Annotated in this window: 23 protein-coding genes; 7 read left to right on the forward strand and 16 right to left on the reverse strand. The window is 67.4% G+C overall.

The features are described from left to right. Positions 1–73: 73 nt before the first annotated feature. The 4 genes from ACFTS5_RS31040 to ACFTS5_RS31055 all read right to left on the reverse strand — a co-directional run bounded on the left by ACFTS5_RS31040 (position 74) and on the right by ACFTS5_RS31055 (position 5,879). On the reverse strand, positions 74–3,388 hold the full coding sequence (locus ACFTS5_RS31040; protein WP_378638041.1) for an arabinosyltransferase domain-containing protein: 3,315 nt from the start codon (positions 3,386–3,388) through the stop codon (positions 74–76). 82 nt (positions 3,389–3,470) lie between these two features. Then, entirely contained in the window at positions 3,471–3,983 is a 513-nt protein-coding gene (locus ACFTS5_RS31045; RefSeq protein WP_378638043.1) for a hypothetical protein, read from the reverse strand. 214 nt (positions 3,984–4,197) lie between these two features. Then, complete coding sequence (locus ACFTS5_RS31050; protein WP_378638045.1) at positions 4,198–4,740, reverse strand: hypothetical protein; 543 nt, start codon at positions 4,738–4,740, stop codon at positions 4,198–4,200. A 176-nt stretch (positions 4,741–4,916) separates the two neighbouring features. Next, entirely contained in the window at positions 4,917–5,879 is a 963-nt protein-coding gene (locus ACFTS5_RS31055; protein ID WP_378638047.1) for a helix-turn-helix transcriptional regulator, read from the reverse strand. A gap of 83 nt (positions 5,880–5,962) precedes the next feature. On the opposite strand from ACFTS5_RS31055, the gene ACFTS5_RS31060 reads away from it, so the two are divergent. After that, complete coding sequence (locus ACFTS5_RS31060; RefSeq protein WP_378638050.1) at positions 5,963–6,592, forward strand: TIGR03086 family metal-binding protein; 630 nt, start codon at positions 5,963–5,965, stop codon at positions 6,590–6,592. Between the two features lie 55 nt (positions 6,593–6,647). Here the strand turns inward: ACFTS5_RS31060 and ACFTS5_RS31065 are convergent, their stop codons facing one another. The 3 genes from ACFTS5_RS31065 to ACFTS5_RS31075 form a co-directional block, all read right to left on the reverse strand. Further along, positions 6,648–8,618, reverse strand: a complete 1,971-nt coding sequence (locus ACFTS5_RS31065; RefSeq protein ID WP_378638052.1) for a galactan 5-O-arabinofuranosyltransferase — start codon at positions 8,616–8,618, stop codon at positions 6,648–6,650. A gap of 115 nt (positions 8,619–8,733) precedes the next feature. Beyond that, positions 8,734–9,513: a decaprenylphospho-beta-D-erythro-pentofuranosid-2-ulose 2-reductase gene (locus ACFTS5_RS31070; protein ID WP_378638055.1), complete on the reverse strand. Its 780-nt coding sequence runs from the start codon at positions 9,511–9,513 to the stop codon at positions 8,734–8,736. Further along, a complete protein-coding gene (locus ACFTS5_RS31075) occupies positions 9,510–10,925 on the reverse strand; it encodes an FAD-binding protein (RefSeq protein ID WP_378638109.1) in 1,416 nt (471 codons plus the stop codon). The genes ACFTS5_RS31070 and ACFTS5_RS31075 overlap by 4 nt, the downstream gene beginning before the upstream one ends. 27 nt (positions 10,926–10,952) lie before the next feature. Here ACFTS5_RS31075 and ACFTS5_RS31080 point away from each other — a divergent pair, with 27 nt between their 5' ends. Beyond that, positions 10,953–11,450 carry a GtrA family protein gene (locus ACFTS5_RS31080; RefSeq protein ID WP_378638058.1) on the forward strand — a complete coding sequence of 166 codons (498 nt, stop codon included), beginning with the start codon at positions 10,953–10,955 and terminating at the stop codon, positions 11,448–11,450. Between the two features lie 4 nt (positions 11,451–11,454). Here the strand turns inward: ACFTS5_RS31080 and ACFTS5_RS31085 are convergent, their stop codons facing one another. The 3 genes from ACFTS5_RS31085 to ACFTS5_RS31095 all read right to left on the reverse strand — a co-directional run bounded on the left by ACFTS5_RS31085 (position 11,455) and on the right by ACFTS5_RS31095 (position 15,021). Next, complete coding sequence (locus tag ACFTS5_RS31085) at positions 11,455–12,081, reverse strand: pyridoxamine 5'-phosphate oxidase family protein (protein ID WP_378638060.1); 627 nt, start codon at positions 12,079–12,081, stop codon at positions 11,455–11,457. Between the two features lie 169 nt (positions 12,082–12,250). Further along, the gene (locus ACFTS5_RS31090) at positions 12,251–14,410 is read right to left on the reverse strand and encodes a molybdopterin oxidoreductase family protein (protein WP_378638063.1); all 2,160 of its coding nucleotides are present in this window, start codon (positions 14,408–14,410) and stop codon (positions 12,251–12,253) included. Positions 14,411–14,517: 107 nt separating this feature from the next. Further along, complete coding sequence (locus ACFTS5_RS31095) at positions 14,518–15,021, reverse strand: hypothetical protein (protein WP_378638065.1); 504 nt, start codon at positions 15,019–15,021, stop codon at positions 14,518–14,520. A 191-nt stretch (positions 15,022–15,212) separates the two neighbouring features. On the opposite strand from ACFTS5_RS31095, the gene ACFTS5_RS31100 reads away from it, so the two are divergent. After that, positions 15,213–15,797 (forward strand): DUF4282 domain-containing protein, encoded by a 585-nt coding sequence (locus ACFTS5_RS31100; RefSeq protein WP_378638068.1) that lies wholly within the window; start codon positions 15,213–15,215, stop codon positions 15,795–15,797. Between the two features lie 121 nt (positions 15,798–15,918). Continuing rightward, complete coding sequence (locus ACFTS5_RS31105; protein WP_378638070.1) at positions 15,919–16,764, forward strand: helix-turn-helix domain-containing protein; 846 nt, start codon at positions 15,919–15,921, stop codon at positions 16,762–16,764. On the opposite strand, the gene ACFTS5_RS31110 is transcribed toward ACFTS5_RS31105, so the two are convergent. Beyond that, positions 16,748–17,167: a MarR family winged helix-turn-helix transcriptional regulator gene (locus ACFTS5_RS31110; RefSeq protein WP_378638073.1), complete on the reverse strand. Its 420-nt coding sequence runs from the start codon at positions 17,165–17,167 to the stop codon at positions 16,748–16,750. The genes ACFTS5_RS31105 and ACFTS5_RS31110 overlap by 17 nt on opposite strands. An 85-nt stretch (positions 17,168–17,252) precedes the next feature. Between ACFTS5_RS31110 and ACFTS5_RS31115 the strand changes: the two genes are divergently transcribed. Continuing rightward, positions 17,253–18,731, forward strand: coding sequence for an MFS transporter (locus ACFTS5_RS31115; RefSeq protein WP_378638075.1), 1,479 nt, complete (start codon positions 17,253–17,255; stop codon positions 18,729–18,731). Positions 18,732–18,791: 60 nt separating this feature from the next. On the opposite strand, the gene ACFTS5_RS31120 is transcribed toward ACFTS5_RS31115, so the two are convergent. Together ACFTS5_RS31120 and rfbA are read right to left on the reverse strand one after the other, a co-directional pair. Beyond that, on the reverse strand, positions 18,792–19,343 hold the full coding sequence (locus tag ACFTS5_RS31120) for a dTDP-4-dehydrorhamnose 3,5-epimerase (RefSeq protein WP_266295138.1): 552 nt from the start codon (positions 19,341–19,343) through the stop codon (positions 18,792–18,794). A 3-nt stretch (positions 19,344–19,346) separates the two neighbouring features. Then, complete coding sequence (gene rfbA, locus ACFTS5_RS31125; RefSeq protein WP_378638078.1) at positions 19,347–20,219, reverse strand: glucose-1-phosphate thymidylyltransferase RfbA; 873 nt, start codon at positions 20,217–20,219, stop codon at positions 19,347–19,349. Positions 20,220–20,464: 245 nt separating this feature from the next. On the opposite strand from rfbA, the gene ACFTS5_RS31130 reads away from it, so the two are divergent. Beyond that, positions 20,465–21,508, forward strand: coding sequence for an alpha/beta hydrolase (locus ACFTS5_RS31130; protein ID WP_378638081.1), 1,044 nt, complete (start codon positions 20,465–20,467; stop codon positions 21,506–21,508). A 188-nt stretch (positions 21,509–21,696) separates the two neighbouring features. Here the strand turns inward: ACFTS5_RS31130 and ACFTS5_RS31135 are convergent, their stop codons facing one another. Then, on the reverse strand, positions 21,697–22,395 hold the full coding sequence (locus ACFTS5_RS31135) for a hypothetical protein (protein ID WP_378638083.1): 699 nt from the start codon (positions 22,393–22,395) through the stop codon (positions 21,697–21,699). A 326-nt stretch (positions 22,396–22,721) separates the two neighbouring features. Between ACFTS5_RS31135 and rfbB the strand changes: the two genes are divergently transcribed. Continuing rightward, positions 22,722–23,723, forward strand: a complete 1,002-nt coding sequence (gene rfbB / locus ACFTS5_RS31140; protein WP_378638086.1) for a dTDP-glucose 4,6-dehydratase — start codon at positions 22,722–22,724, stop codon at positions 23,721–23,723. 21 nt (positions 23,724–23,744) lie between these two features. Here rfbB and ACFTS5_RS31145 read toward each other — a convergent pair whose 3' ends face one another. Both ACFTS5_RS31145 and ACFTS5_RS31150 read right to left on the reverse strand, forming a co-directional pair. Next, positions 23,745–25,268 carry a DUF2142 domain-containing protein gene (locus ACFTS5_RS31145; RefSeq protein WP_378638089.1) on the reverse strand — a complete coding sequence of 508 codons (1,524 nt, stop codon included), beginning with the start codon at positions 25,266–25,268 and terminating at the stop codon, positions 23,745–23,747. After that, positions 25,265–26,233 carry a glycosyltransferase family 2 protein gene (locus tag ACFTS5_RS31150; RefSeq protein WP_378638091.1) on the reverse strand — a complete coding sequence of 323 codons (969 nt, stop codon included), beginning with the start codon at positions 26,231–26,233 and terminating at the stop codon, positions 25,265–25,267. Before ACFTS5_RS31150 ends, ACFTS5_RS31145 begins: the two co-directional genes overlap by 4 nt. Between the last annotated feature and the right edge of the window lie 131 nt (positions 26,234–26,364).

A 26,364-nucleotide genomic window follows, 5' to 3' on the forward strand; every position in this document is an offset into this window, starting at 1 on the left:
ACTGAGTGTTTCGTGAGCGACATGGGCAAGTGCCCGGTCACTGCCCTTGCGCTGCCATAGTCTCTACGCCGTTCTACTGTGCCCGAATTGCCGGTTCTTTCGCTCGTCCTGTCTGATCGATCACAGTCACCCCGATCTTCGCCGGCGGTGCCGGCTGATACGGCGTGAACCGCTCGAGCGAGCCCCAGTCGCGGCCGAGATCGTGGTCGAGATAGGTGGGCACAGTCTCGGCCTTCAGGAGCAGATTTGTCCACCCGAGCGGGCCACCGCCGATATCGTCCTGCCAGGCGTTGGACGCGTCCGAACCGACCCGGTCGGGCAGAATCCGCCACTGCGGAGCCTCCGCGACGCCGTCGTGATGCTCGAACGGGCGCTGGCAGGGGAACGCGAGGCCGACGTGCCAGTCGAGCAGCACCGGCGCGGTCCGGCCGACCACCGAGTCCAGGGTGGCCAGTTTCGGCAGCCGCGGGGGCGTCACCGCGAGCCACTGCTTGCCGGTGATGTCGTTGTCGGCGGCGACCAGGCGCACCGCGTTCACGCCGACGGGCAGCTGATCGATCGGCACGCGCAGGTTGCGCCACGACGGGGCCGGGCCGATGTCCATCGGCGCGACCGAGCCCGTCACCTCGACGGAACCGTCGGCGGCGCGGGTGCCGTATTCCAGGCGCAACTCCTGGCCGTAGTGCACCACACCGTCGGTGTCGACGTAGCGGATCCGCCCGGCCGCGGTGACCACGAGGGCCTGATACGCGGGATCGTCGCGCACGCTCTCGCCGAGGTCGACGCGATACCACTGTGAGGTCAGCTTCGCCTGCTGCTGCACGCCGTCCTGGAAGGAGCCGAGGACCGGAGTGCGGGCGGGGTCGAGGCCGAACGGCAGGGCGACGGTGCTGCCGTTGATGCCGGGTTCGGCGCTGGTGCCGCCGCCGGTGCCCGCGCCGGTGGTCTTGGTGGTCTTGTTGGCGGAATCGGTGTCGACCGAGTTGGCGCCGCCGACCACGGTCTCGTCGGCGTCGGCGGTGAGGTCGTCGGCCACGCCGTCCGGGGTGAAGCCGGTGGATTCGGCGTTCAGCCCGTCGGCCGGGGCGCCGGTGTAGGGGGTGAGCAGGGAATCCGCCGTATTCGATTCCACCAGAACGTCATTGGCCAGGCCGCACGTATTGCCTTGCAGCGAATTGAAATTCGACTTCGCGATGGAGTACGCGGGGTACTGGGTGATGGCGCCCTTGGCCATCGACGCCACCTCGAACAGCACCAGCAGTGCCGCCGCGATGGTGAGCGGCATGGTCGCGAAGCGGTCGAAACGCCCGGTGTCGCTCGGTGTCCGGTACGGGGCGCGCAGGTGGAAGTACAGGGCGACCAGCAGCGCGAGGATGCTGAGACCGAGGAACAGCGTCGAAACACCCTTGCCCGCCACCATCGGCGCCTTGTCCCAGAACGGCACGCCGTAACTGGAGACGTACCACCAGCCGTTGGAGCCGGTGAAGGTCATCGCGAGCAGGAACAACACCGCCGCGGTGAACAGCGCTCGATTGCGTGGGGCCTTGATTCCGTTGGTGCCCACCGCGATCGCCGCCAGTGCCGCCAGCGAACCCGCCAGGCCCGCGTAGACCCCGAAGTGGTGGGTCCACTTGGTGGGCGTCCACATCATCAGCAGCAGCGCGGCGAAGACGATGCCGAGGATGCGCACCGACGGGCCGCGCGAGGTGCCGGGGATGCGGCCCTTGCGCAGCACCTGCAGGATGCAGACGAGCAGGCACAGCAGCAGCACCAGGACGCCGAAACGGCGGGCGAGCGAGCCGTCGGGGGACAGCATGAACAGCGAGTCCCAGCGGGTGCGTTCGTCGAACCAGGCGACGTTCGGCCCGACGAGGGTGCGGACTCGGGTGGCCTCCATGACGGTGGCGAGGGTCTGGTCGGCGAAGACGACGACGAGTACCAGCGTGCCCGCGGCGATGCCGGGAGCCAGCAGTGCGGCGTAACGGAAGATCTTGGCGCCCAGCGAGAGCCGAGCCGACGAGTCTGCCGTCTTGTCCGGGCTCGCGATCCGACGCGGGCGCAGACCCTGCGCGCGTTTGATGATGATCTGCATGACCGGCCGGGTACCGGCGATCAGGGCGGCGATGCAGATCAGGCCGGTCGGGCCCGCCGCCAGCGAGAACGCGGCGATGAGGATCGCCAACGCGGCAGGCAGCAGCCGCGCGGTGGCGATGGCGCGTTCGATGAGGCACCAGGTGAGCAGCGCGCCCGCCGCGATCAGCGGTTCGGGGCGAAGGCCGTTGTCGTACGGGAGCCAGAAGGCGAGGAACACCAGGCCGGCCGTCCACAGCGCCACCTTGTCGCGGCGCACCCGAGCACCGAGGCGGGGCAGCACTTCTCGGCTGATCACCGCCCAGCAGACCAATCCGGCGGCGAGCGCGGGCAGGCGCATCCAGGGGCTGGCGTCGGAGATCTTCGTCATCCAGGCGAGCAGTTCGTAGGACCAGCCGAACGGCGCCTCCGGCACCCCGAACCAGCGGTAGTAGTTCGCCATGTAGCCCGACGGGCCCGACGCGCGCGCCATATTGAGGATGTAGCCGTCGTCGGAGGTGTTCGCGCCGATCACATGCCAGCCGAGCAGGGTTATGACCACCACCACGTCGGTCGGGGTGATCCGCCACCAGTGCCGGGGCAGGAAGCGGCGGGCGCGGCGGCCGTCGGTGGTGTCGAGCAGGTGCAGCGCGATCAGCGCGAGCAGGGTGAACACACCGGCGCCGATCATCGTCGCCAGTTTCAGCGTCGTCGGCGTCGAGGTGAAGCGGGAGTCGATGTCGGCGTGCAGCCGGGCGCCGGTGAGGGCGGCCGAGTCGAGGTCGGTGTAGACGCCGACGATCTGCGGGCGCTTGTCGACGGTGACGGTGTTGCGGAACGGGGTGCCGTCCTGGCGCGCGGCCCCGACGAACTCGACGGTCGTGGCCTCGATGGTCGAGACGATGCTGATCCGCTCACACCCGGCGATCTCGGCGATCGGCGCCGACAGCATCGGCACATCGCGCGCCTGCACTCCCAGCACGCCGTCGCGCACGGTGACGCTCAGCCCTCGGTCGGCTTTGCCGGAGGCGACCGGAATCGTCGTCAGCAGGGTGGTCGCGGTGGGGTTCTCCGCCCCGGGACCCGGCAGCCCGCTCAGCATCGCGCACGGCAGCTCTGCGTCGAGCCGCTGCGGCACATACGACACCAGGGGTGCCTCGACGCTGGTCGCGCCCGCTTGCGGCCAGTCCAGGCTCGCGCGGTCCTGGCGCACCGGTAACAGCGGTGTGAGCAGGGCAAGCACGAACCCGAGCAGCCCACAGACAAGGGCGATCAGGCGGTATCGGGTGAACGCTCGTTCAGATCGGTCCGGTCGCACGGGGTCTGATGCTAGCCATCGAACCTGTGCGCGGGTCGGCGCCGCTCCTAACGGGCCGTCGCGGTGACGGCGGCGGTACCTCTCAACCCGTGCGGCGGTCGGCCCAGTCGAGTTGGGATCGGGCCCAGTCGGGGATCTCGGTGTCGCGGCGCGGGAAGGCGGCGAATTCGGCGCGCAGGTCGTCGGCCGTGACCTCGGGCATCCAGTCGGCGACCGAGCCGGTGGAGTAATTGGTCTTGTACCGGGTGGGACCGGCGATGAAGATCTCGGCGCTGAGCCAGGCCCCGGTGTCCGGGTCGTAGGACATGCGCTTGTGATCGGTGAGGTATTCGAGCACCTCGGTGGGCGGCATCAGGTTGGTGACCGTTCCGTCGCGCTCTTTGATCTGCACGCCGGCGACGGTCTGCTCGCCGACCTGTAGTGACCACAGCAGGGCGAATTTCTGGCCGGGTGCGAGCAGGGCGATGGTGGCGTCGATGACGACCCGTTCGATCGCGGCGAGCGAGTCGAGCTGTTCGCGCGGTTCCGGTTCACGGCCGAGGCGTTGCGGCCGTGACAACAAAAGATCGATCCGCTCCGGTCGGTTGAGCGTCATAGCTATACCTCTGCATCCGTACCGATCAGCGCTACCAAAACCTGATTTCGGTCGGCCGAACTTCCAACATTTCGCAGCGTACTCGCCCCGCGACACCGACCGCGCGGTTTGTTGACACTGACCGGACATATTGTGGTCTATCGATCTTCCGCACACCAGTAGCTATCGGGTGTCGATAGACACAGGGTCGACGCCGTCACACCGCGGGATCGGCTCACGCCGCCGATGCGCGCAGCGCGAACCAGCCATCGCGCGGGTCGGCGAAGCCGTGATAGACCAGGGGAATGCGCTGGTCGATCGCGAAATACCGGTAGACGGCCTCCATCGCCTGACGGACCGAATGCGCCTGGAAATCGTCGATGCGACGCACCCCGATGCGCCGCTCGGGCAGCATCGCCAGCCGGGTCAGTTCCGCGGGGTCGTCCACATCCAGTCCCCATGGCGCGGGCTCCTCGATGAGATGGTCGTGCAGCACCTCCCGCGCGACCGGCGGATCGTGGCGCGGCCCGGAGAACGCGACCTGCTGCGCGCGGGCGAGTCCCCGGGTGTCCAGCGGCGTGCGCACGGCCTGGATCAGGTCGATCAGCTCGGCGTCCGGGGTGGGCTGGGGTATTCGCCCGGCGATCGGCGCCTGTTCGAGGAGGTGCATCATCTGACCGCCGAGAACCAGCGGTTCCGGCACCAGGAAAACGCTGATGCTCGGGCAGGAACAGTTCAAGCCGGTGAGGCACACCCTCGTGTGCAACGGATCGGACATACGTCCTCCTCCGGTAGCGGGTCGCCGGGACCCGTGACGTGCAGGATCTGGTTTCAACGCCAGCCGCCGGGGGAGTTCGAATCCGCCGGCGACGACCGTGCCGCACCAGTCAGTGTAGTGCCGTCGAGCGGGATGAACACCGGCTTCCGGCACGGAAGGGACACGATCCGCGGCGGCTACCCGGCGACCGATTCGGTGTAGCGGCGGGCCAGGGTGCGCAGGTGCGCGACCAGCTCGGGCGGGCCGTCGACGCGGAAATCCATCATCAACATGCTGAGGTAGATCGCGATCGTCTCCATCGCGTCGGCGCCGGTGAGCAGTACGCAACTGTGCTCGTCGATCGGCTCGACCACACCGACCGCCGGGTTGATCCTGGCGATCACGGTCTCCGCGGATTCGAGGACGGTGACGCGGGCGTGGACGCGCCAGCCGGTGGAGGCGATGTGACGCATGACGAAGGCGACCAGGTCGTCGTGCGGGAGGGTGCGCGGGGCGAACACGCGTGTACCCGCCTCGGCCCGGGTGATCCCGGCGGCGGGCAGTGCCGTCCAGTCGTGGGTGCGCATGCTGTAGGCGACCAGGTACCAGCGGCGTTGCCAGTTGATCAGCCGGTAGGGCTCTAGTTCCGTTGTGCCGTCAGAGGTTTCGACAGTGACAGCGGTGGTGCGGCGGACCGCGTCGGCGAGGGTGGTGAGGATACCCGCGGCGACCGGCGCGTCCGGTTCGCGGGAACCGGTGGTGGCGGGGCCGATCTCGGTGGCGTCGCGCAGCGCGGAGACCTTGCGCTGCAAGCGTTTCGGGAGGATCTGTTCAATCTTGCGGAGCGCTCTGGTGAGCTGGTCGCCGATGTCGGAGACGGCGAGCGAGCCGTCGTGGGCCACGGCGATGGACAGCGCGACCGCCACCGCTTCCTCGTCGTCGAGGAGCAGCGGCGGCATGGTCGCGCCGCGGCCGAGGCGGTAGCCGCCGATCGCGCCCCGTTCCGCGTGGACGGGATAGCCGAGTTCGCGCAGCCGTGAGATGTCGTTGCGCACGGTGCGTTCGGTGATCTCGAGACGGTCGGCGAGCTCGCGCCCGGTGTAGGCGCGGTCCTGCAGCAGGGCGAGTAGGCGCAGTACGCGCGGGGTTGTCGCGGCCATTTTCCACCTCGTCGAAAATTAGGAAAGAAACGAGCCTAATAGGTTTCTAGGCTGGAGTCATCACCGAAACGAAAGGCACCATCATGAACAGCACCGCAGCCCTCGAAACCGTCTGGCGCGACGTGGTCGCCACCTCCTACCGGGCCCTCGGCGACGTCGTGGCCGGTATCGCCGACGACCAGTGGAACCTGCCCACCCCCTGCGCGGAGTGGACCGTCACCCAGGTGATCCAGCACGCCGCGGGCGACCAGCTCGCCTACGCCGCTGCCCTGGGAGTCGGCCCCGGCCCGTCCTACAACCCCTTCGACCCCTCCGGCGAGATCGGCGGTTCCGCCGCCGACCTGGTCCGCGAAGCCGTCGACCAGACCGCCGCCGCGTGGGCAACGGTCGCCGACGAAACCACCACTGTCCCCACGCCGCTCCCGCATGGCGACCTCCCGACCGCCGTCGCGGCAACCCTCGCCGCTCTCGACGCCGCGGTCCACGCCTGGGACATCGCGATCGCCACCGGCCAGCCGTCGCCCCTCACCGACGACCTGTCCGCCCATCTCCTGACCGCCGCCCGCACGATCCGCCCGGCCCCCGGTTCCGGCACCGACGCCGAAATCATCGAACCCCTGCGCCAGTGGGGCGCCTACGCCGCCGTGGTCGAAACAGCGGCCACCACGCCCACCGCCGAACTCCTCCACTACCTCGGCCGCGCCTCTGCGTGAGCCGGGGTTCGGCCACTGGGCGACGACATGGCGTCGCCACAGTGGTCGTCGAGTATCAGCGGCGCACGGTGATCAGGGTGAAGGGGCCGATGTCGGTGGCGGTGAAGGCGGGGTCGGTGAAGAGGGACTTGGGGAATGAGACCGTGTAGCGCTTGACGTTCGGGTCGTTGGGGTAGACGTCTTCAGCCAGGCGCAGGGTGTAGTTGTCGCCGTCGTTGCGGAAGAGGAAGGCGTCGGGGGCGCGCCAAGGGGACTTCGCGAGGGCTTCGACGAGGGCCGGGGAGCCGGGCAGCTTGCTCCAGTCGGCGATGGTGGCGGCGCGAGCCTTGAAGTCCGACAGGGGGTTCGCGTAGTGGGAGGTGAGGGCCTGGAAGCCCCAGTAGGGGTAGAAGGCCAGGAAGGTGGTGTCCGCGGTGAGGACGACGGACTCGTCTCGGGGACGGCCGGTCTGCGCCAGGATGGCCGCATCGATCTCGCGGTAGTGCGAGACGGCGGAGGGTTTGCGCTGGTCGGCTCGTTCGCCGTTGCCGTCGGTGTCGGTGTAGGCGGTGTCGATCTCGTGGGTGAGCACGGTGGGGATCGTCTGGGCGAAGGCCATGGCGCCGAGGACGGCGATCGCGGCAGCCGCGGTGCGCATCGGGGCGGGCTCGTTCAACGCCTGGTAGAGGGCGGTCGCGCCTTCGACGAAGCCGAAAACACCTGCGGCGGCGAGCAACGCGAGCAGGACCGGCTCCAGCCGGAAGGACAGCAGGGTCGTGCCTGCCGCGGTCGCCGTCATCGAGAGCACGGTCCACAGGTAGATCGATACGACGCCGATGCCCAGTGCCTGTGCGCGCCTCGACGATCCGGCGCGAACTACGAGCCACAGCACGCCGATCATGCACAGGGCTCCCCGCAGGGAGAACTCGAGCATCGGGAACGCCAGCTGTGCGCCGGACTCCGGCAGATAGTGGAAAGCACTGCCGGAGGGGAGTTTCGCACCGGAGGCCATCTTCAGCAGATACGGCGTCCACACCACCAGGGCGAGCACGATGGCGATACCGCCGATCGCCGCCAGTTTGGTCAGCGGCGTGATCGCGGCGCGCCAGGCGGGCGAGGCGCTCGCCGAGGTCGCACCGGCCTGCGCCGAGGCAGCGCTGCCCAGCCGGCTTGCCCGCCGCTCGGTTGCCCGCTGCGCGTAGACCGCGAACCCGGCCGCCACCACCGCCATGATCACCACGGTGAACGCCGCGATCGCCAGGTACAACGTGTAGAAACACGCCGCCACCCCGAGGAACAGCCCCGTACCGAGCACCGCGCCCCACCCACCGGACCGCCGATGCAGCGCACCCCACGCCAGCACCAGCACCGGCGGAACGAACACCACGAGCACCGCGCCGTAAGCCTCGGGCGAGGCGTACGCCAACGTCATCGCCGTGACGGCGGCAGCCGCGCCCACCGCCATATCGGCCCGCACCAGCTGCATCCACAACACCAGCGCCACCGTGGCGGCGACGGCGAGCAGCCCGATCGCGTACGGCTTGAACACTTCCCAGCCGTCCATCCCGAGCACGTTGCCCACGCGCCCGCCGATCCAGAACCACCCGGCCGGATAGAACGGCGGCAGATCCACATACGTCATATCGCGCAGTGCGGCACTGTCGGTGAGCCGGGTCAGGTACTCGGTCCGGAATTCCTGATCCACCGAGACACCGAACAGATACAGCTTCGTCGCGGCCAGCGGCATCCCCAGCGTGACCGTGACAAAGCTCGAGATTCCCACCCAGGACAGCAGTTTCGCCACCACCGGCCACTTGCGCAGCCGGATCAGCAGCACCGAGACCACCAGCAGCGCGACCGCGACCACCTGTCCCACCGTGGTCAGCGCGCGAGTCACATTGGAGGAGTTGAACGCCGGCCACTGCACCGCGGAGAACGCGAACAGTCCCACCACGGCAACCACGAGCGCCACGCCCGCGGCGGCAGCCCCCTCGCCGACCCCGCTCCAGATCTTGCGCCCCGCCCGCACCTCGTCATTGGTCGTCATCGGCGCGCAATCCTCCGGCTCCACTGTGCTCCACGGTCCGGGCCAGCCTAGTGGAGCCGTAAAGCAGAACTGCCGCACCATCCGGGGATGATGCGGCAGTCCGAAACGCAGTCGATCAGATCGGGAGCTTGCGGAAGATCGGGCGCGGCACGTGGCGCAGGGCCGACATCAGGAAGCGGGCCTCGCCCGGCGCCCAGACGATCTCGGTGCCCTTCTCCGACGCGGTGACGGCGAGCTTGGCGACGTCTTCCGGGTCGACGGTGAGCGGGGCTTCCTTGGAGCCGGTGGCTTCCCAGTGGGCCTTGGTCGCCGAGGTGCGCACCTGCATCGGCCGGATCACGGTGACGCGCGGCCCGAAGGGACGCAGCGCCTCGCCGAGGCCGAGGTAGAAACCGTCCAGGCCCGCCTTGGTGGAGCCGTAGACGAAGTTGGAGCGGCGAACGCGCTCCCCGGCCACCGAGGACATCACGATGATCCGGCCGTGGCCCTGGGCCTTGAACTTGTCGCCCACCAGCACACCCACCGACACGCCGGCGGTGTAGTTGATGCCGACGGTCATGACCGCCTTGCGCTGGTTCTGCCACAGCTCCTCGGCATCGCCGAGCACACCGAACGCCACGATCGCGACGTCGACGTCACCCGCGGCGAACGCGGTGTCGACGACCTTGGGGTGCGATTCGGTATCGAGCGCGTCGAAGTCGACGACGTCGACCTGGGTCGCGCCGGCGGCCTTCACCTGGGTGACGGCGTTCTCGAGCAGCGGGTCGCCGGGCAGGTTCGCCAGGATGACCCGGGCCGGGCTCTTGGCCAGGTACTCGGCCACGATCGCGAGACCGATCTCGGAGGTGCCGCCGAAGAGCAGGATGGTCTGCGGGTTGCCAACTGCGTTGATCACTGGAGCTCCAGCCTCCTGGCCATATCGGACATGAACACGCCATTCGGGTCGACGCTGCGGCGGACCTTGATCCACTCGTCGATCCGCGGGTACATCTTGTGGAAGGTCTCGGCCGAGGTGCGCGAATCCTTCGCGGTGTAGAGCCGCCCGCCGAACTCGAGCACGCGCCGGTCGAGTTCGGTGACGAACTCGTTGAGCCCACGCGAGATCGGGAAGTCGACGCAGATGTTCCAGCCGGCCATCGGGAAGCTCAGCGGCGCCTGGTTGCCCTCGCCGAACAGCTTGAACACGTTGAGGAACGAGTAGAAACCCGAGCGCTGGATGTCGATGATGATGCGCTTGAACTCTTCGACCGACTCCGGCGGAACCACGAACTGGTACTGCAGGAAGCCGTTGGAGCCGTAGCCGCGGTTCCATTCGCCCATCATGTCGAGCGGGTGATAGAAGGCGGTCAGGCTCTGCGCCTTGCCCCGGTAGGTACCCGACTTGCGGTACCAGATCTCACCGATCGGCCCGAAGGTGTACTTGTTGGCCAGCCCGTTGGGGAACACATCGGGCAGCGTGAAGAAGGTCTTGCCATTGAAGCGCAGCGGGTCTTTCTGCAGCTTCTTCGGCAGCTGGTCGACCTTGGCCAGGTTGCCGCGTGAGATGGCCGCGCGCCCCAGGTTGGGCAGCGGGCTGATGGCGTCGAACCAGGCGGAGCTGTATTCGTACTTGTCCTCGGAGCCGTCGCTGTGGAAGGCGATGGTCTCGTCGAGGGTGCTGGTCACATCGCCGTCGGCGATGAAGTACGCCGTCTCGGTGGGGGTCATCTCGACGGTGGCCCGCAGGATGATGCCGGTCAGGCCGCAGCCGCCGATGGTCGCCCAGAACAGCTCCGGATCGGACTCGGCGGTGATCGTGCGGACGACACCGTCGGCGGTGAGCAGATCCATCGAACGCACGTGGTTGCCGAAGCTACCGGCGCTGTGGTGGTTCTTGCCGTGGATATCGGAGCCGATGGCGCCGCCGACGGTGACCTGGCGGGTACCGGGTAGGACCGGAACCCATAGGCCGAACGGCAGCGCTGCCTTCATCAGCTGGTCGAGGTCGACGCCGCCGTCCACGTCGACGAGGCGGGTGGCCGCGTCGATGCTGTGGATCTTGTTCAGCGCGGGCATGTCGATCACGAGGCCGCCCGCGTTCTGCGAGTTGTCGCCATACGAGCGGCCCAGGCCACGCGCGATCACGCCGCGTCGCAGATGCGCCGGCTTCGAGTCGTTGTCCTGCGCCACCATGCTCACGGCCTTGGCGATCAATTCCGGATCGCTGGTCGAGAGCACTTCGGCGGAGGTGGGTGCGGTGCGACCCCAACCGGTGAGCTTGCGGGTGCGCGTAGGGAGCGCGAACGCCTCATCGTTGGTGGTCGAAATGTTCTCAGACATCGGCTAAGAGGCTACATGCATGGCGCGGGGAGCGACCGGTCTCGTAGTCTTCCTCACGTGCAAGCCCAACCGCATCTGCCGCTGCCCGCCGAAATTCCCCTGGTCGACGAGCCCGGCGGGACCGATGTAGACCTCAAGACGCAGATCGTGCGGTTCACGCTGACGGGTGGTTTGTCGGCGATCGTCGACTACGGCATCTACAGCCTGCTGCTGAATCTGCTCGGGTTGCCGGTGAGCCTGGCGAAGGCGATCAGTTTCGTCGCGGGCACCACCACGGCGTACCTGATCAACCGGCGCTGGACGTTCAAGGCAGAGCCGAGCAGGGCCAGGTTCTTCGCGGTGGTGGCGCTCTACGCGGTGACGTTCGCGGTGCAGGTGGGGATCAACGCGGCGCTGTACTTCGCGCTGCCCGACGAGTGGTGGCGCCAGCCCCTCGCGTTCGTGATCGCGCAGGGCACCGCAACCGTCATCAACTTCGTCGTGCAGCGTGTGGTGATCTTCAAGATCAAGTAAATAGCTAGCTGGCCTCGGCGATAGCCGGTGCCCGTTTGCCTGCCTTGACGCCGAAGTAGTCGCCGCCCTTGGCGCGCACGTTGTCGGTGCCCCATTCGCGCTGGTCCCGCGAGACCGGCACCATCTGCGGGATGTGCTTGCGGCAGTGGATGTAGGCCTCTTCGACATCGACCACCACCCATACCTGCGAGGTCTTTCCTCGCTCGGCGGGTGGCAGGTCGGTGACGTCGTCGCGCAGCTCGCTGTCGGCGACCATGCGGGCTCTTCCGTTGATGTGCAGGCCGATGAGGTCGCGAACGAAGTCGATCATCAGGATTCCCACGTGCGGGTTCTCGAGGATATTGCCCAGGCTGGCCATCACCCCGTTACCTCGATATTCGGGGTACGCAATCGTGCGATCGTCGATCACGTGCAGGAACCCGGGGGTCCCCGCACGGAAGCTGGAGTCACATTCGCCGTGTGAATCGGAGGTGGCGATGAAGGCCATGTCCATCCGGGCGACGAAATCGACCATCGTGGGGTTCAGATAGTCGATCACCTGGTCGTCGTAGAAGCGCTCGGCTCTGTCCGAGGTGCCCAACGTGTCCTGTAGCTCGTGTTCTCCGTCGCTGCCGACGAATTTTTCGGGCATCGGGGCCCCCTCTGCTAGCCGTACCGGTTGATGCGGGCTTCTAGACGAAACCCCCGCTGTGACCGCAATCTCACCCAGTCTAGGGGACTCTCACTGCCGGTGGGGCGTGTCCATTGTTGCGAATGGGATGAAAGCGGAGTTTGCGCAACGGTTTCCGGGCCCGGACTGATCAGGCTGGACCTACCGTCACCGGTACACCGTTGAACACAGCGGTTCCGGACACCACGTCGACTACCGAATCATCGGTCAGCACATTGGCGTTCACGCCCGCGTGCGCCAGCGCGACCGATTGGGTGGTGCTCGCGCCGTGGCCCCAGCCGTGCGGCAGGCTCACCACGCCGCGCATGATCGTCGGCGTGAGCTCGACCTGCACCGTCAACGAGCCCGCCGCCGAGGTGATCTCGGCCTGTTCGCCCAGGCCGAGGCGGGTCGCGTCGTCGGGGTGGACCTGGAGCGTGCAGCGGTTGGAGCCACCGACCAGACCCGCGATGTTGTGCATCCAGCTGTTGTTGGAGCGCAGCTGACGTCGTCCGATCAGCACCATCGCGGGCGCGGTGCTCGCCAGTCCGGCGCGCAGGCGCCGCACGTCCGCGAGCAGTTGCGGCGGTGCCAGCTCGACCAGTTTCGACGCGGTGCGCAGGACACCGGGCAGTCGTGGGCGCAGTGGGCCGAGGTCGATGCCGTGCGGGTTGTCCAGGAGGGTTTTCAGGCTCAGGTCGCCGCCGTTCCACGCGCCGTACGGGCCGAGCTTGAGCATCAGATCGAGGCGCTGTTCGGTGGTGTCGTTGCCGGTCAGCTCGTCGCGGCGCTCGCTCATGTCGGCCTTGTGCAGGGTGCCGGCGATCACGAGCTCGTCGACCATCGCGATCGGGCTGGCCGCGCCCGTCCCGGCATGCGGCTGACCACTCACCGCGGCCGCGAGCCGGGCCACCACGGCCGATTCCGAGGGCCGCTCGCCCAGCGGAACCAGCGGCGGCGAGTAGCGCGCGTAATTGCGCACCGCGAACTGCAGCAGCGCGAAATCGAAGTGTGGTGACTGCACCGACCGCGGCGGCGGCAGGATCACGTTCGCGTGTCTGGTCGTCTCGTTGACGTACCGATCCACGCTGACCATGAACTCGAGCCCGGCCAGGCCACGGTCGAGTCGCGCACCGCTCGGCGCGGACAGCACGGGGTTGCCCGCCACCGTCACCAGCGCCTTGATCTGCCCCTCACCCGGTGTTTCGATCTCGTCGGCGAGGGTGGCGACGGGCAGTTCGCCCATCGCCTCCGGCAGCTCGCGGACCCGGCTGGTCCAGCGGCCGAGGCGGAACGGCTTGCTGCGCTGCACCCCGCCCGCCGCGGCATCGGCGAACATGGCGCCGCCGGGGGAGTCCAGGTTGCCGGTGAGGGTGTTGACGGCGTCGACCAGCCACTGGGTGAGCGTGCCGAACTCGGCGGTACACGTGCCGATCCGCGCGTAGACGGCCGAGGTGGGCGCGGCCGCGAGTTCGCGGGCCAGCGCGCGGATGGTGCCCGCGGGGATGCCGGTGCGCTCGGCCACCGCTTCCGGTGGGAAATCGAGGGCGGCCGTGCGCAGTTCGTCGAGTCCGGCCACGTCGACGCGCACGTCGGTCAGACCCTCGTCGAACAGCGTGTGCACGACCCCGAACAGCAGATACGCGTCCGAACCCGGCCGGATGAACAGGTGCTGGTCGGCGAGCGCCGCGGTTCTGGTCTCGCGCGGATCGACCACCACCAGCTTGCCCCCGCGCGCCCGCAACGCCTTCAACCGCCCGGGGAAGTCGGGCGCGGTGCACAGCGACCCGTTGGATTCGAGTGGATTGGCGCCCAGCATCAGCAGGAAGTCGGTGCGATCGAGGTCGGGGACCGGGACCGTCAGCGGGTCGCCGAACATGAGCCCGGCCGCGACCTGCTTGGGCATCTGGTCGGCCGAGCTCGCGGTGTAGATGTGACGGGTGCTCAGCGCCCGGATCAGGACGGGCAGATAGAGCGCGCCCGCGACGGTGTGCGCGTTCGGGTTGCCCAGGTACACCGCGGACGCGCCACGGGGGATCTCGGCGAACGCGGCCGCGATCAGGTCGAACGCCTCGTCCCAGCCTGCCGCGCGGAAGCCGTCACCGTCGCGGATCAGCGGGGTGGTGACGAGGTCGGGATCGCTGTCGAGCTTGCCGAAGCTGGCGCCTTTCGGGCACAGGAAGCCCTTGCTGAACGGGTCGTCGCGGTCGCCGCGGACCGACAGCACCTGGTCGGCGTCGTCGAGGGTGACCGTGAGACCGCAGACGGCCTCACACAGCGGACAGGTACGCAACAGCGAACGTGGAGCCATACTCCATGCTTACGCCCACTGGGGCGGGCGATGGCCGGAAACGCCGAAAACCCGCGAGCTGCGACGTCGGGGAGGCGTCGCGGATCGCGGGTCCGGGCTGGTTCAGATCAGCTGGCCAGGGTCAGCGCCGCGCGCTTGCCTGCCTGCTTGCCGGTCTGCCTGCGGGCGATCGCCGAGCGGACGGCCGCACCGAGGGCGACGACCGGCGGGATCCAGCGAGCCTCGGTGGGCGCGACGCCCCAGGAGGCGCTGCCCGCGGCGAGCTGGGTCGGCGGCAGCGGGATGCTGGCACCGTCGGTGTGCACGATGACGCCGGCCTCACGCATGGCCTCGATCGCCATGGCGGCCTTGCGGACACCGGTGACCAGGTGGATCTCGCGGCGCTCCTGGCCCGGGATCTCGATCACGGGGCCGGACAGGTTGTTGGCGCGCAGGAAGCGGCGAACGTCGCCCGCGATCTCACCGGTGATCTCGATGGCCGAGACCTCGTCGTCGGTGATCAAGCACAGACCGTTGGTGGTTTCAGCGACCGTCCATCCACGCGCGGTGTACTCCTGCGCGGCGGCACCTTTGTCGGCGGCCGTAGTGGTGGTCGGAAACGTCGTGCGCACTGTGTTCTCCATTCCCCGAAGAGCTCTGTTCCTGCGTTCATGGGCGTATCGGCGGGAGGTGGCCGACTCGTTACGCCGTTACCGAAAAATATTCGAGAGTGTCTGCTTCGTCTCAGTCCGGTAACCTTCGCTATCGCAGGTAAGGTGCCGAGAGGTTGGCGTCGGGGTCGAAAGCGGGCAGGATTCGAGGCATGACCGAAGCGCCTGGCACTCCCGAGTCGAACGACGAGGATGTCGAGGAATTCGACGCCGAATCCCGTTGGCTCTCTTGGAAAGAGGCCGGTGGCAAGCGGCCCGATCGTGCCGGTGAAGTCTCCTACGAAGCCGATCTGGCGCGTGACGCGGGGTTCGAAGAGCCGTTCCGCAGTACCGGTTCCGCCAAACAGTGGGCCGCCGAAGCCGCCCGTTCGCTGCTGGACGTGCAGTTCCGCAGGCCCGCGACCAGGACATTGCTACCGCTGGCCTACGTGCTCGGTGTCGCGTCCTTCGGCATCGGCCTGCCGATCGCCTTCACCGTGCTGATGTGGAAAGCCTCCGCGGTGCTGGGGGTGCTCGCCGCGCTGGTGTCGATCCCGCTGGGGCTCACGATCGCGGCCTCGGTCCGCCTGATGCTCGAATTCGCCGACAACGCCGCCCGGTTGGCCGGCCGCGTCGAACACATCAGTGACCTGGCCGACGGCCTGTTCCAGGCGCTGTCCGATGTCGCCGAGCCGGTGAGTCAGCTCTCCGAAGACGTTCGTGCGGTGCAGTTCTGGCGGTTCCGCAAGAAAAAATAGGTCTTGCGCGGTGTCCGATTCATTGTGAAACAATCCGTACGCAGATCCGAATATGTCGGCTGCGTAGGTCGGTCTCCGAAAGTTCTGTCCGGAGACCGGAGTTCGGATACAGGGGGGAAGTATGGCTTCACCACAGGGCGTCACCGGTTCTACGATGCCGCGCAGGCAGTTGGGCAGGCACTTACGTGACCTGCGCAATCGTGCGCGGATGACGACGAGAACCGCGGCGGCGCAACTGGAGTGGTCGGAAGCGAAGATCTGGCGGATCGAAACGGGGCAGACGTCGTTGCGCAGCCTCGACGTCGAGGCCATGTGCAAGGTGTACGGCGCGCCGGCCGATCTGGTCGAACCGCTGGCCGCCTTGGCTCGCGAAACCAAAGCGCGGGGTTGGTGGACGAGCTACGGCGACGTGATCGCGGAGGGATTCGAGGTCTACATCGGCCTCGAGGAAGCCGCGTCGGGGCTCGCGCTCTACGAGGACGGCCTCGTCCCTGTCCTGTTGCAGACCGAGGACTACGCGAAAGCGCTGCTGGAGCAGACGATCCCCGGGCTCACCGAGGCGGAGCTCGAGCGCAGGCTGCGGGTGTCGGCGGCCAGGCAGGCTCTGGTGACCAGGGCAGATTCGCCGCTGCGACTGGACGTGGTGCTGGCCGAGTCGGTGCTCACCCGTGTGATCGGTGACGACCGGGTCCGCGCGGGCCAGCTCGCGCGATTACGGGAGCTGGCCGAGCGCGAAACGGTGCGGATCCAGGTGGTTCCCGGCGATTCCGGCTACCACGCGGGTCTCGAATCGGGCCGGTTCGTGATCCTGGATTTCGGGGTCGACGATTCGGTGGATCGACCGGAGCCGCCGGTGGTCTACGTGGAGACCTTCGCGGGCAGCACCTATCTGGACAAGCCTGCCGAATGTGATCGCTACCGGCGTGCTTTCACCGATATCACCGCGGCGGCTACGGGCACGTTGTAGGGCTGTCCCACGAACCGGCGAGCACCGAACGGTGGGTGGGCAGGGCTCGGTCGTAGACCGCCCTGCCCTTGTCGGTGAGCTGGACGAAGATGGCGCGACGGTCGAGATCGCACATGCTCCGCTCGACCAGGCCGTCGCGTTCCAGCCTGGCCACCGCGCGCGAGAGCGCACTCTGGCTCAGGTAGATGTCCTGGGCCAGTTCTGTCATGCGGTACTTCTGACACGCCGCGTCGACCAGTCGGTCCAGCGTTTCGAATTCGCTGAGGCCGATCTCGTGGTCCCTTTGGAGCGCCTTCTCCAGGGCGCAACTCACGGCGGCATGCCTGCCGAGTAGTTCGCGCCACTGACCGACCAGCTCGGTGGGCGCTTCGGTGCGCCGAGCTGACGTTACGGCCGGGTTCATGGCCCCATCTTAGTGGTTGGCGCATGTTCATGCAACGGCATTTTATGTGTTGGCAATTAATGCACACGCATGTAATGTCCTCCGCATGACTTCGCCAGCAACGCTCTCGGCCGCAGATCAGGCGACCGATCCCACCAGGTGGCCCCTCCGCCTCTGGGGAATGCTGATCACTCTGTGCATCGTCCTTTTCCTCGACGGGCTCGACGTCTCGATGATCGGCGTCGCGCTGCCGTCCATCGGCGCCGAACTCGATCTGTCCACCTCCACCCTGCAGTGGCTCGTCAGCGGCTACATCCTCGGCTACGGCGGCCTGCTGCTGCTGGGCGGACGCACCGCCGACCTGCTCGGCCGCCGCAAGGTCTTCCTCATCGCCCTCGCGGTGTTCGCGGTCGCATCGCTCGTCGGTGGTCTGGTGAGCGACCCCGCGCTGCTGATCGCCACCCGCTTCATCAAGGGCCTGGCCGCCGCGTTCACCGCGCCGACCGGTCTGTCGATCATCACCACCACGTTCGCCGAAGGAAAAGCGCGCAACAAGGCGCTGTCGATCTACACCGTCTTCGGCGCGGGCGGCTACTCCATGGGCCTGCTGTTCGGTGGCCTGATGACCGGCGTCGGCTGGCGCTGGACCTTCCTGCTGCCCGTCCCGATCGCGCTCGCTGCCCTGGCCGCCGCGTTCGTGCTGGTGCCCAAGGACGGTAAGGCCGAAGAAGGCGGACACGATCTACTCGGCGCGCTGCTGTCCACCGCGGGCATGTTGCTGCTGGTCTACACCGTGGTCACCGCGCCGGAAGTCGGTTGGGCCTCGGGCCGCACCATCGGTTCGTTCCTCGCCGTGGTCGCCCTGTTCGCCGCGTTCGTCGTCACCGAACAGCGGGTGAAGCACCCGCTGGTCCGCCTCGGCATCCTGCGCAAGGCCTCGCTCGTGCGAGCCAGCCTGGCCATCATCGCGGTCGCCGGTTCCTACTTCTCCTGGCAGTTCATCGTGACCCTGTACATGCAGGACACCCTGGAGTGGTCGGCGCTGAAGCTGGCGATGGCCCTGCTGCCGGTGGGCATCCTGGTCGTCGGGTCGGCGTTCTTCTCCGAGAAGCTGATCGACCGTTTCGGCACCGGACCGGTCATCGCGGTCACCATGAGCGTGATGGCGATCGGCTACCTGCTGTTCCTGCGGATTGACACGGCACCCGGCTACTTCACCGTGCTGCTGCCCGCGATCCTGCTGATCGGCATCGGCTGGGTCGGTTTCCCCGCCATCAATGTGCAGGCCACCAGCGGTATCGACGACGACGAGCAGGGGCTCGCCGCAGGCGTGCTGCAGACCTCGATGCAGGTCGGCGCGGCCGTCGTGCTCGCGGTGACCACCGCCATCGTCACCTCCGGCGGGCACGGTACGAGTGCCACTCCGCAGCAGATGCTCGACACCTACCGGCCGGGCCTGGAGTTCGCGGCGGGCGTCACCATCGTCGGCGCGCTGGTCGCACTGACTGTCTTCCTGCCCAGGTTCCGCAAGCCTGCCCAGGACGCACCGCTCGTCGAGGCGAAGGTTCTCGAACCGGTCGCCTGATCGGAAAACGCTGAACGGCACCACCTCTCGCAGGTGGTGCCGTTCGTGGTTTCACGTGAATCAGGCGGAAAACTTCGGCGCTGCTTCGTCTTTCGCCGAGCGGACGTAGGTCAGCGGGCGGCCGTCGCGGCCCTCGGTCGGCCATTCGATGCCGAGACGCGGATCGAAGGCGTCCAGGTCCCTGTCGAACTCGGGGGAGTACTCGAGCGAGCACAGGTAGGTCACCGTCGACCGGTTCTCCAGCGAGAGGATGGCGTGGCCGAGACCCTCGGACAGGAACACCGAGCGCCGCGAGACGTCATCGAGCAGCACGCTGTCCCACCGGCCGTAGGTCGGTGAGCCCGGCCGCAGGTCGACCACCACATCCAGGAAGGCGCCGCGCACACAGGTCACATACTTGGCCTGACCGGGCGGATCGTCGGTGTAGTGGATGCCGCGCAGCACCCCGGCCGCCGAGACCGAGGTGTTCACCTGGTGCAGCTCGAACGGGCGCCCGGTGGCCTTCTCGAACTCCGAGGCCTTGAACGACTCACAGAACATGCCGCGGTCGTCGCCGAGCAGACGCGGCGTCACCACCCAGGCGCCGGGGATCGCCAGTTCACGAAATTCCATGCGCTACCAGTCTTTTCCGCGGTCGATCAGATCCAGCAGGTAGCGGCCGTAGCCCGAGCGCACCATCGGTTCGGCGAGCTTGCACAGCTGTTCGTCGGAGATGAGGCCGCGGCGCCAGGCCACTTCCTCGGGCACGCCGATCTTGAGGCCCTGCCGCTCCTCGATCGTGCGCACGTAATTGGCCGCGTCGAGCAGGGAATCGAAGGTGCCGGTGTCGAGCCAGGCGGTGCCGCGGGCGAGCACGTCGACACTGAGCCGGTTCTGCTCGAGGTAGGCGCGGTTGATATCGGTGATCTCGTACTCCCCGCGCGCCGAGGGCTTCAGCTCGCGGGCGATCTCGACCACGTCGTTGTCGTAGAAGTAGAGGCCGGGGATGGCGTAGTTCGAGCGCGGGACCTTCGGCTTCTCCTCGATGGAGACCGCGCGGCCCTGATCGAACTCCACCACGCCGTAGGCGGTCGGGTCCTTCACCCAGTAGGCGAACACCGCGCCGCCGTCGATGTCGTGGAAGCGTTCCAGGCTGGCGCCGAGGCCGGGCCCGTGGAAGATGTTGTCGCCGAGGACCAGCGCCGCCGGTTCGTTGCCGATGTGATCGGCCCCGAGGACGAAGGCGCTCGCGAGCCCGTCGGGTTCGGGCTGCACCACATAGCTGATCGCGACGCCGAACTGGCTGCCGTCGCCCAGCAGCCGGGAAAACGCGTCGGCGTCCTCCGGCGTGGTGATCACCAGAATGTCGTCGATCCCTGCCAGCATGAGGGTGGACAGCGGGTAGTAGACCATGGGTTTGTCGTAGACCGGGACGAGCTGCTTGCTCACCCCGCGCGTGATCGGGTGCAACCGTGAACCGGTGCCGCCCGCCAAGATGATTCCGCGCATAGGTGGCAAGTCTGCCAGTCCCGTCCGCCCCGGAGACGGGGAGGTTCCGACACGTCGACGAATTGGTCACGAACGTTTCGTGACCGGGTGTGTCGGGCGATAACTGAGACAGACAAGACGTTCATCTGATTATGTGAGCGTCGATGTGTGAAACATCACTGTGTTAGATGTCAGCGCCGACATCCGATCCGGGGGGTTTACGCCTGGTCAGGGGTCGACGCGCCAGCTGTAGAGGTAGGTGCGCGATGGTAGCCACAAAGATCACCGGCGTGATGGGCGGGCTCGCGCCCGTGGCCCCGATCAGCACCGCCGAGAGGCCGGACTCGGGCATCATCGTCAACTCCGGCCGGACCAGTACCTCCTCGCGAGTCCTGATGGGCGCCTGCCTCGGCCTGATCGGACCGCTGCTGCGCACCGTGCCCATCAACCGGGCCACCATCCCGGTCGGCGCCGTCGCGGTCGACCTGCTGTCGCGGTTGCGGCCCGAACCGCACGGCATCGAGCGCGAGCAGATCCAGCTCCAGGGCTTCAAGATGGAAATGGTGCGGCCCGCGGGCGGATCCCGCGCGTTGCGCCACGGTGCGTTGCTGTACATGCACGGCGGCGGCTTCGCGGTCTGCGGATTGCAGACACACCGCGCGGTCGTGGCCGGACTGGCCAGGCGCACCGGACTGCCCGTCCTCAATGTCGAATACCGGCAACTTCCCGGTTCGATCGACGCCTCGATCGACGACTGTGTGCTCGCCTACCGCTGGCTGCTGCGTCACGGCGCCGATCCGGCGCGCATCGTGTTCGCCGGTGACTCGGCGGGTGGGTTCCTGACCTTCGCCACCGCGATCCGCTCGCGCGAGATCGGCCTGCCGCTGCCTGCCGCCCTCGTCGGCCTCAGCCCGCTGCTCGATCTGGACTACCGGGCCAAAGAGGGCTACGTCAATGTCAACCGGGACGCCTACATTCCGCTGAAGGGCCTCGAGGCGGTCGTCCACCTGGGCGCCGAGCACGCCGGTCCGCTCGATCCCGCGCTGTCGCCGGTCAACGCCGATCTGGCCGGGATGCCGCCGGTGCTGCTCATCGCCGCCGAGGACGAGTTGCTGCGCTACGACTGTGAACTGATGGCCCACCGGCTCACCGCCGCGGGCGTGCCCAACACCCTGGAGCTGTGGCGCGGGCAGGTGCACGCGTTCATGAGCATCCTGCCGAGCATGCCGGAGAGTCGTTCGGCGCTGGGCCGGGTGGCGAAGTTCGTCCGGACCGCGGTGGAACCGGCCCAGCGGGCACGTACGGCCTGAGAACGGCTCGGGCGGTCCTGACCACGGTCGGCCGACCGAGCCACCTCCGACACGAAGAAGCGGCCCCCCCCCCGGTTTATACCGGGGGGGGGCCCGTTGAATGTGTAATAAAGGGGAAATAAATTGGCCGGGGGGAGAAAGGGGATTTCTCCGGGCGGGGGCCGCTTTCCTTCTGTACTACGGCGAAATTACTTGGCCGGAGCGACGAAGGGCTGGTTGATCGTGGTGAAGTACTGGATCGCAGCACCGATCGCGACCGGAGCGGTCACGAAGATCTGGCCCAGGATGACGCCGAGGGCGCCGATGGTGGTGGCGCCGACGACGCAACCCGCGAGCGGGCCGGCACCGAACAGGGCGAGCAGCACACCGGTAGCGACCAGGCCGGCCGCGGCACCCGCGATGCAGCCGATGGTCGCGCCGCCGAGGCCGCCGGCCAGGGTGCCGATGGTGGCGCCCATGGAGATGGTGGAGGTCAGACGGCTCCAGGCGGCCTGCTCACGCTCGTACTCGGTCTTCCAGGGAGCCTTGTCCTCGTAGGGCAGGGCCACCGGCTTGTAGACGGCCTGGGCCGGGTCGAGCTGGGGGGTCAGGACGGCCTTGTTGCCCGAGATCTCGGCGGCGATCGGCAGCTCGAAGTCATCGAGGCGGAACGACAGCGGGGTGCCGGCGACGGTGGTGCCGTTGGCAGCCTTGATCTTGAAGGCGCCGTCTTCGACGACCAGCGAGCCGGCATCGGTGGTGATGACGGACTTGGAACCGTCGACGACCTCGGCGGAGTAGTTGATCGGGGCGGCTTCTTCGGCCGGCGCGGCGTTCACGGTGCCGGCGGTGACGCCCATGGCGGCGATCAGCAGCGCCGACGTGGCGGCGAATTTCCTCATCAGCATTTTTGTTGAACCTCAAAGTCGGAGCGTGCGGAGGGGACTCGTAGATCAAAAGCTCCCGCAGCTAACCAGAGGTGAACCTGCTGTGACTGTTAGTTCAAGTTTTGTTCACCATTGATACTCCGATGCCTGTGCGCTGATAGAAACCTGAGCGTTGACCGGGCTTTTTCTCAGGAAAACCAACTCTGAGTCTTAACCTACCTACAGGTAATGTGACGGAGATCACTGTGTAAATATATGCCGGGTCACAGGTCAGAGACGTTCCAGCAACACATAACGGTGACACCTTTCGTCACGAGCGTCCATGGAATGCACGTATCGTTGACCGAGTGCGAGTGCTCGTAACCGGCGGGGCCGGGTTCATCGGTGCGAATTTCGTCCAGCAGACCGTGGCCACGCGCCCGGATGTCCAAGTGACCGTGCTCGACGCGCTCACTTACGCGGGCAACCGGGCATCGCTGGATCCGGTCGCGGATCGGATCGAATTCGTGCACGGCGATATCGCCGATCTCGATCTCGTCGACAACTTGGTCAGCGGGGTGGACGCGGTCGTGCATTTCGCGGCCGAATCCCACAACGACAACTCCCTGGCCGAGCCGTGGCCGTTCGTACAGACCAATATCGTCGGCACCTACTCACTGTTGCAGGCGGTACGCCGCCACGAGGTGCGCTACCACCACGTCTCCACCGACGAGGTGTACGGCGATCTCACCCCCGACGAGCCGGGCTTCACCGAATCCACCGCCTACAACCCGTCGAGCCCGTATTCGGCGACCAAAGCGGGCAGCGACATGCTGGTACGCGCCTGGACCCGGTCGTTCGGTGTCCGCGCGACCCTGTCGAACTGCTCCAACAATTACGGCCCCTACCAGCACGTGGAGAAATTCATCCCGCGCCAGATCACCAACCTGATCGACGGTGTGCGCCCACGGCTGTACGGCGCGGGCCATCAGGTGCGCGACTGGATCCACGTCGACGACCACAATCGCGCGGTCTGGGACATTCTCGAGCGCGGCCGGACCGGCAAGACCTACCTGATCGGCGCCCAGGGTGAACTCGACAACCTCACGGTCGTCCAGCTCATTCTGCAGGCGTTCGATCGAGAGCCCACCGATTTCGATCACGTGACGGACCGCCCCGGCCACGACCAGCGCTACGCCATCGACGCGAGCCTGCTGCGCGAGGAGCTGGGCTGGTCACCGCGCTACGCGGACTTCCGCGCCGGCCTGGCCGACACCGTCGCCTGGTACCGCGACAACGAGGACTGGTGGCGACCGAAAAAGGCCGATACCGAACGCGCCTACGCGGCAGCGGGCGAGAAAACTCTGTAATCCCCACCGTCGTCTGGGGAATTATCCCCAGACGACGGTGTAATACGTTGCGGCGGTAGCGACAAGCGCGAAAGTCGACGCACAGGCGATGGTGATCGCGGTCCCACGGGCCGGAATCACGCCCTCGGAATTCGTGAGTCGCAGCGGCACCACGCGAGCCAGTACCGCCAGTCCCATGATTGCCAGCGGCACGAAATACCGGCCCTGCACACCGTCGATGATGTAGAAATCGACCGGCGTGAACGACATGTACAGCGTCACGTAGATCATCGCCACACTCGCGAGCACCGTGAGCGCCACGATCAGCGTGCGACGGAAAGTGGCTGTGGTGGTACTCATCCGGTCGACGATGCCGAAACTCACCGCGAAGGCGAGCAGGCACGCCAGCATCGAAATCGCGGGCACGTCCACATACGCGAAACCGAGTTCGCCGAAGAACTGGTTGAACCAGCGATGGTCGCGCAGCGCGATGCTCTCGCCGAAGGTGTGCACGAATTGCACCGGGTCGCTGAGGATTCCCTTAAGCTGATCGCCCGGTCGCACCTGCCCCCACTGATGGGGCGGGCGCATCAGGCCCATGCCGTCGCCGGTGGGCGCCGCGATCTTCGTCCAGGCGAGGAAAAGGACACCGCCCGTCACCGCGAATGCCCACGGAACGAATTTCAGTTTTCCGGTGAAACCGAGCCGGTCGGCGGGCACCACCACAACGAGCATCGCCAGCAGCACATAGGTCGGTTTGCTCAGCGGCAGTGCGATCGTCGCGGCGAGCAGCGCGGCGGTTTCCGCCCGGTGCAGTCGATCGCCGACGAACAGCGCTTTCAGCAGCAGCGCCGACACCATGATGGCGAGCGCGTTGGTGAGCGTGTCCGCGGTGACGGTGCCCGCCTGGAAAAGCGCGATCGGCAGCACCGCCACGGTGAATACCAGCCACTGGCTACGCCGCTCGCGCAGCGCGTAGAGCCCGAATCCGACGACCGCGAGATAGGCGACCAGGCCGGCGAAACGGGTCAGCAGATACATGCCACCCACGTTGAGACCGAGCGCCTCGCCCAGCCGAATGCCAACGGCGGCGGGCACATACGGCACCGGCGAGTAGGCGGCGGTGTTGGTGAACCACATCTGCCGGGTCGTCGAGGAAACCTCGGCCGCGGCGAGCCGGTCGTAGGCGCCGGGGTCGGCCACCATCGCGTCGGGCTCTTCGGGGTTGTCGTTGTAGTCCTTGAAGGCGTAGCCCATCAGCGCGTCGACGCTGACCGGGATCTGCCCGCCGTAGGCCACACCGCGATCGTCGACGATGCGCTGGGGGAACACGCCGCCGTGGGCGACCTGGTAGGCGCGGCCGAACTGGGTGATCTCGTCGTGGCCCCAGAACGCGGGCGTGAGCACCGCGAATACGGCGCCGAACACGGTCGCGATCATCGCGAACGCGACGGTGGCGGCGCCGAACCGCTGGGTCACGGTCCGGATCGGCGCCAACGCCCGATCCTTGCGTGCGGGGGTCTTGCTGGGTTCTACAGTCGTCTCGGGCTCGATGGACGTGGTCACCGACGGTCTCCGGCCGCGACGTCCTCGCTCACCCCGGCGGCCGAATAACGCAGGTAGACCAACCGCGCCGTCTCGTGGCGGGAGCGGCGGATACCGTCCAGGATCAGGCCCGCGGTCCAGGCGAGGCTGCCGAGCAGCAGCAGTGTGAACGCGAGGAACAGCGTCGGGAACCGCGCCACCTGGTGAGTGTTGTAGAAGTCGATCACGATCGGCACGGTCAGAATCACCGAGACCAGCCAGGCGATGGTGCCGAACAGGCCGTAGAACGCGACGGGGCGTTCGTGGCGGGCCAGGCCAAGGATCAGCGCGAGGATCTTGGTGCCGTCGCGGTAGGTGCGCAGCTTGGATTCGCTGCCCGCGGGGCGGTCGCGGAAACCGACCGGCACCGAGGTCTGCGGCACGCGCAGGTGCAGCGAATGCACGGTCAGCTCGGTCTCGATCTCGAACTCGCGCGACACGGCCGGGAAGCTCTTCACGAACCGGCGCGAGAACACCCGGAAGCCGCTCAGCATGTCTTCGACGTTCTCGCCGAACACCTTGCCGACCACGCCGTTGAGCACCTTGTTGCCGGTCTCGTGACCGCTGCGGTAGGCGCTGGCGTCGGCGTCGTCCTGCTTGCGTACACCGAGGATGTGGTCGTAGGGGCCCTCGAGCAGCGTCTTGATCATCAGCGGAGCGGCCGACGCCTCGTAGGTGTCGTCGCCGTCGATCATCAGATAGACGTCGGCGTCGATATCGGCGAAGGCGCGGCGCACCACATTGCCCTTGCCCTTGGTGTTCTCGAAGCGCACGATCGCCCCGGCCTCACGGGCGCATTCGGCGGTGCGGTCGGTGCTCAGGTTGTCGTAGACGTAGACGACGATCCCCGGCACAGCGGCTTTGAGGTCGGTGACGACCTTGGCGACCGCGGCCTCTTCATTGTGGCAGGGGACCACGGCGGCAATGCGAAGCTCGGTGGAGTCCACCCGGGTCAATCCTCGGAGTTAGGCAGCAGTGGGACACCGGGAGGCTACAGGATTGTCGGCGCGCTGGCGCGCGCGTGTTCGCGGCCCCAAGGGGCCGCCGGTTAGCCGCCGTTGCTTGATCGTTTGTGTTC

This window comes from Nocardia sp. NPDC056952, from assembly GCF_042674185.1.
Classification (GTDB): Bacteria; Actinomycetota; Actinomycetes; order Mycobacteriales; family Mycobacteriaceae; genus Nocardia.

Coding starts and splice junctions, on each gene's coding strand:
- ACFTS5_RS31085 (WP_378638060.1), bottom strand. CDS start 12,081: ATGCCCGAAAAATTCGTCGGCAGCGACGGAGAACACGAGCTACAGGAC.
- ACFTS5_RS31105 (WP_378638070.1), top strand. CDS start 15,919: ATGGCTTCACCACAGGGCGTCACCGGTTCTACGATGCCGCGCAGGCAG.
- ACFTS5_RS31065 (WP_378638052.1), bottom strand. CDS start 8,618: ATGACGACCAATGACGAGGTGCGGGCGGGGCGCAAGATCTGGAGCGGG.
- ACFTS5_RS31090 (WP_378638063.1), bottom strand. CDS start 14,410: ATGGCTCCACGTTCGCTGTTGCGTACCTGTCCGCTGTGTGAGGCCGTC.
- ACFTS5_RS31080 (WP_378638058.1), top strand. CDS start 10,953: ATGCATGGCGCGGGGAGCGACCGGTCTCGTAGTCTTCCTCACGTGCAA.
- ACFTS5_RS31115 (WP_378638075.1), top strand. CDS start 17,253: ATGACTTCGCCAGCAACGCTCTCGGCCGCAGATCAGGCGACCGATCCC.
- ACFTS5_RS31060 (WP_378638050.1), top strand. CDS start 5,963: ATGAACAGCACCGCAGCCCTCGAAACCGTCTGGCGCGACGTGGTCGCC.
- ACFTS5_RS31055 (WP_378638047.1), bottom strand. CDS start 5,879: ATGGCCGCGACAACCCCGCGCGTACTGCGCCTACTCGCCCTGCTGCAG.
- ACFTS5_RS31100 (WP_378638068.1), top strand. CDS start 15,213: ATGACCGAAGCGCCTGGCACTCCCGAGTCGAACGACGAGGATGTCGAG.
- ACFTS5_RS31120 (WP_266295138.1), bottom strand. CDS start 19,343: ATGGAATTTCGTGAACTGGCGATCCCCGGCGCCTGGGTGGTGACGCCG.
- ACFTS5_RS31045 (WP_378638043.1), bottom strand. CDS start 3,983: ATGACGCTCAACCGACCGGAGCGGATCGATCTTTTGTTGTCACGGCCG.
- ACFTS5_RS31130 (WP_378638081.1), top strand. CDS start 20,465: ATGGTAGCCACAAAGATCACCGGCGTGATGGGCGGGCTCGCGCCCGTG.
- ACFTS5_RS31050 (WP_378638045.1), bottom strand. CDS start 4,740: ATGTCCGATCCGTTGCACACGAGGGTGTGCCTCACCGGCTTGAACTGT.
- ACFTS5_RS31135 (WP_378638083.1), bottom strand. CDS start 22,395: ATGCTGATGAGGAAATTCGCCGCCACGTCGGCGCTGCTGATCGCCGCC.
- rfbA (WP_378638078.1), bottom strand. CDS start 20,219: ATGCGCGGAATCATCTTGGCGGGCGGCACCGGTTCACGGTTGCACCCG.
- ACFTS5_RS31110 (WP_378638073.1), bottom strand. CDS start 17,167: ATGAACCCGGCCGTAACGTCAGCTCGGCGCACCGAAGCGCCCACCGAG.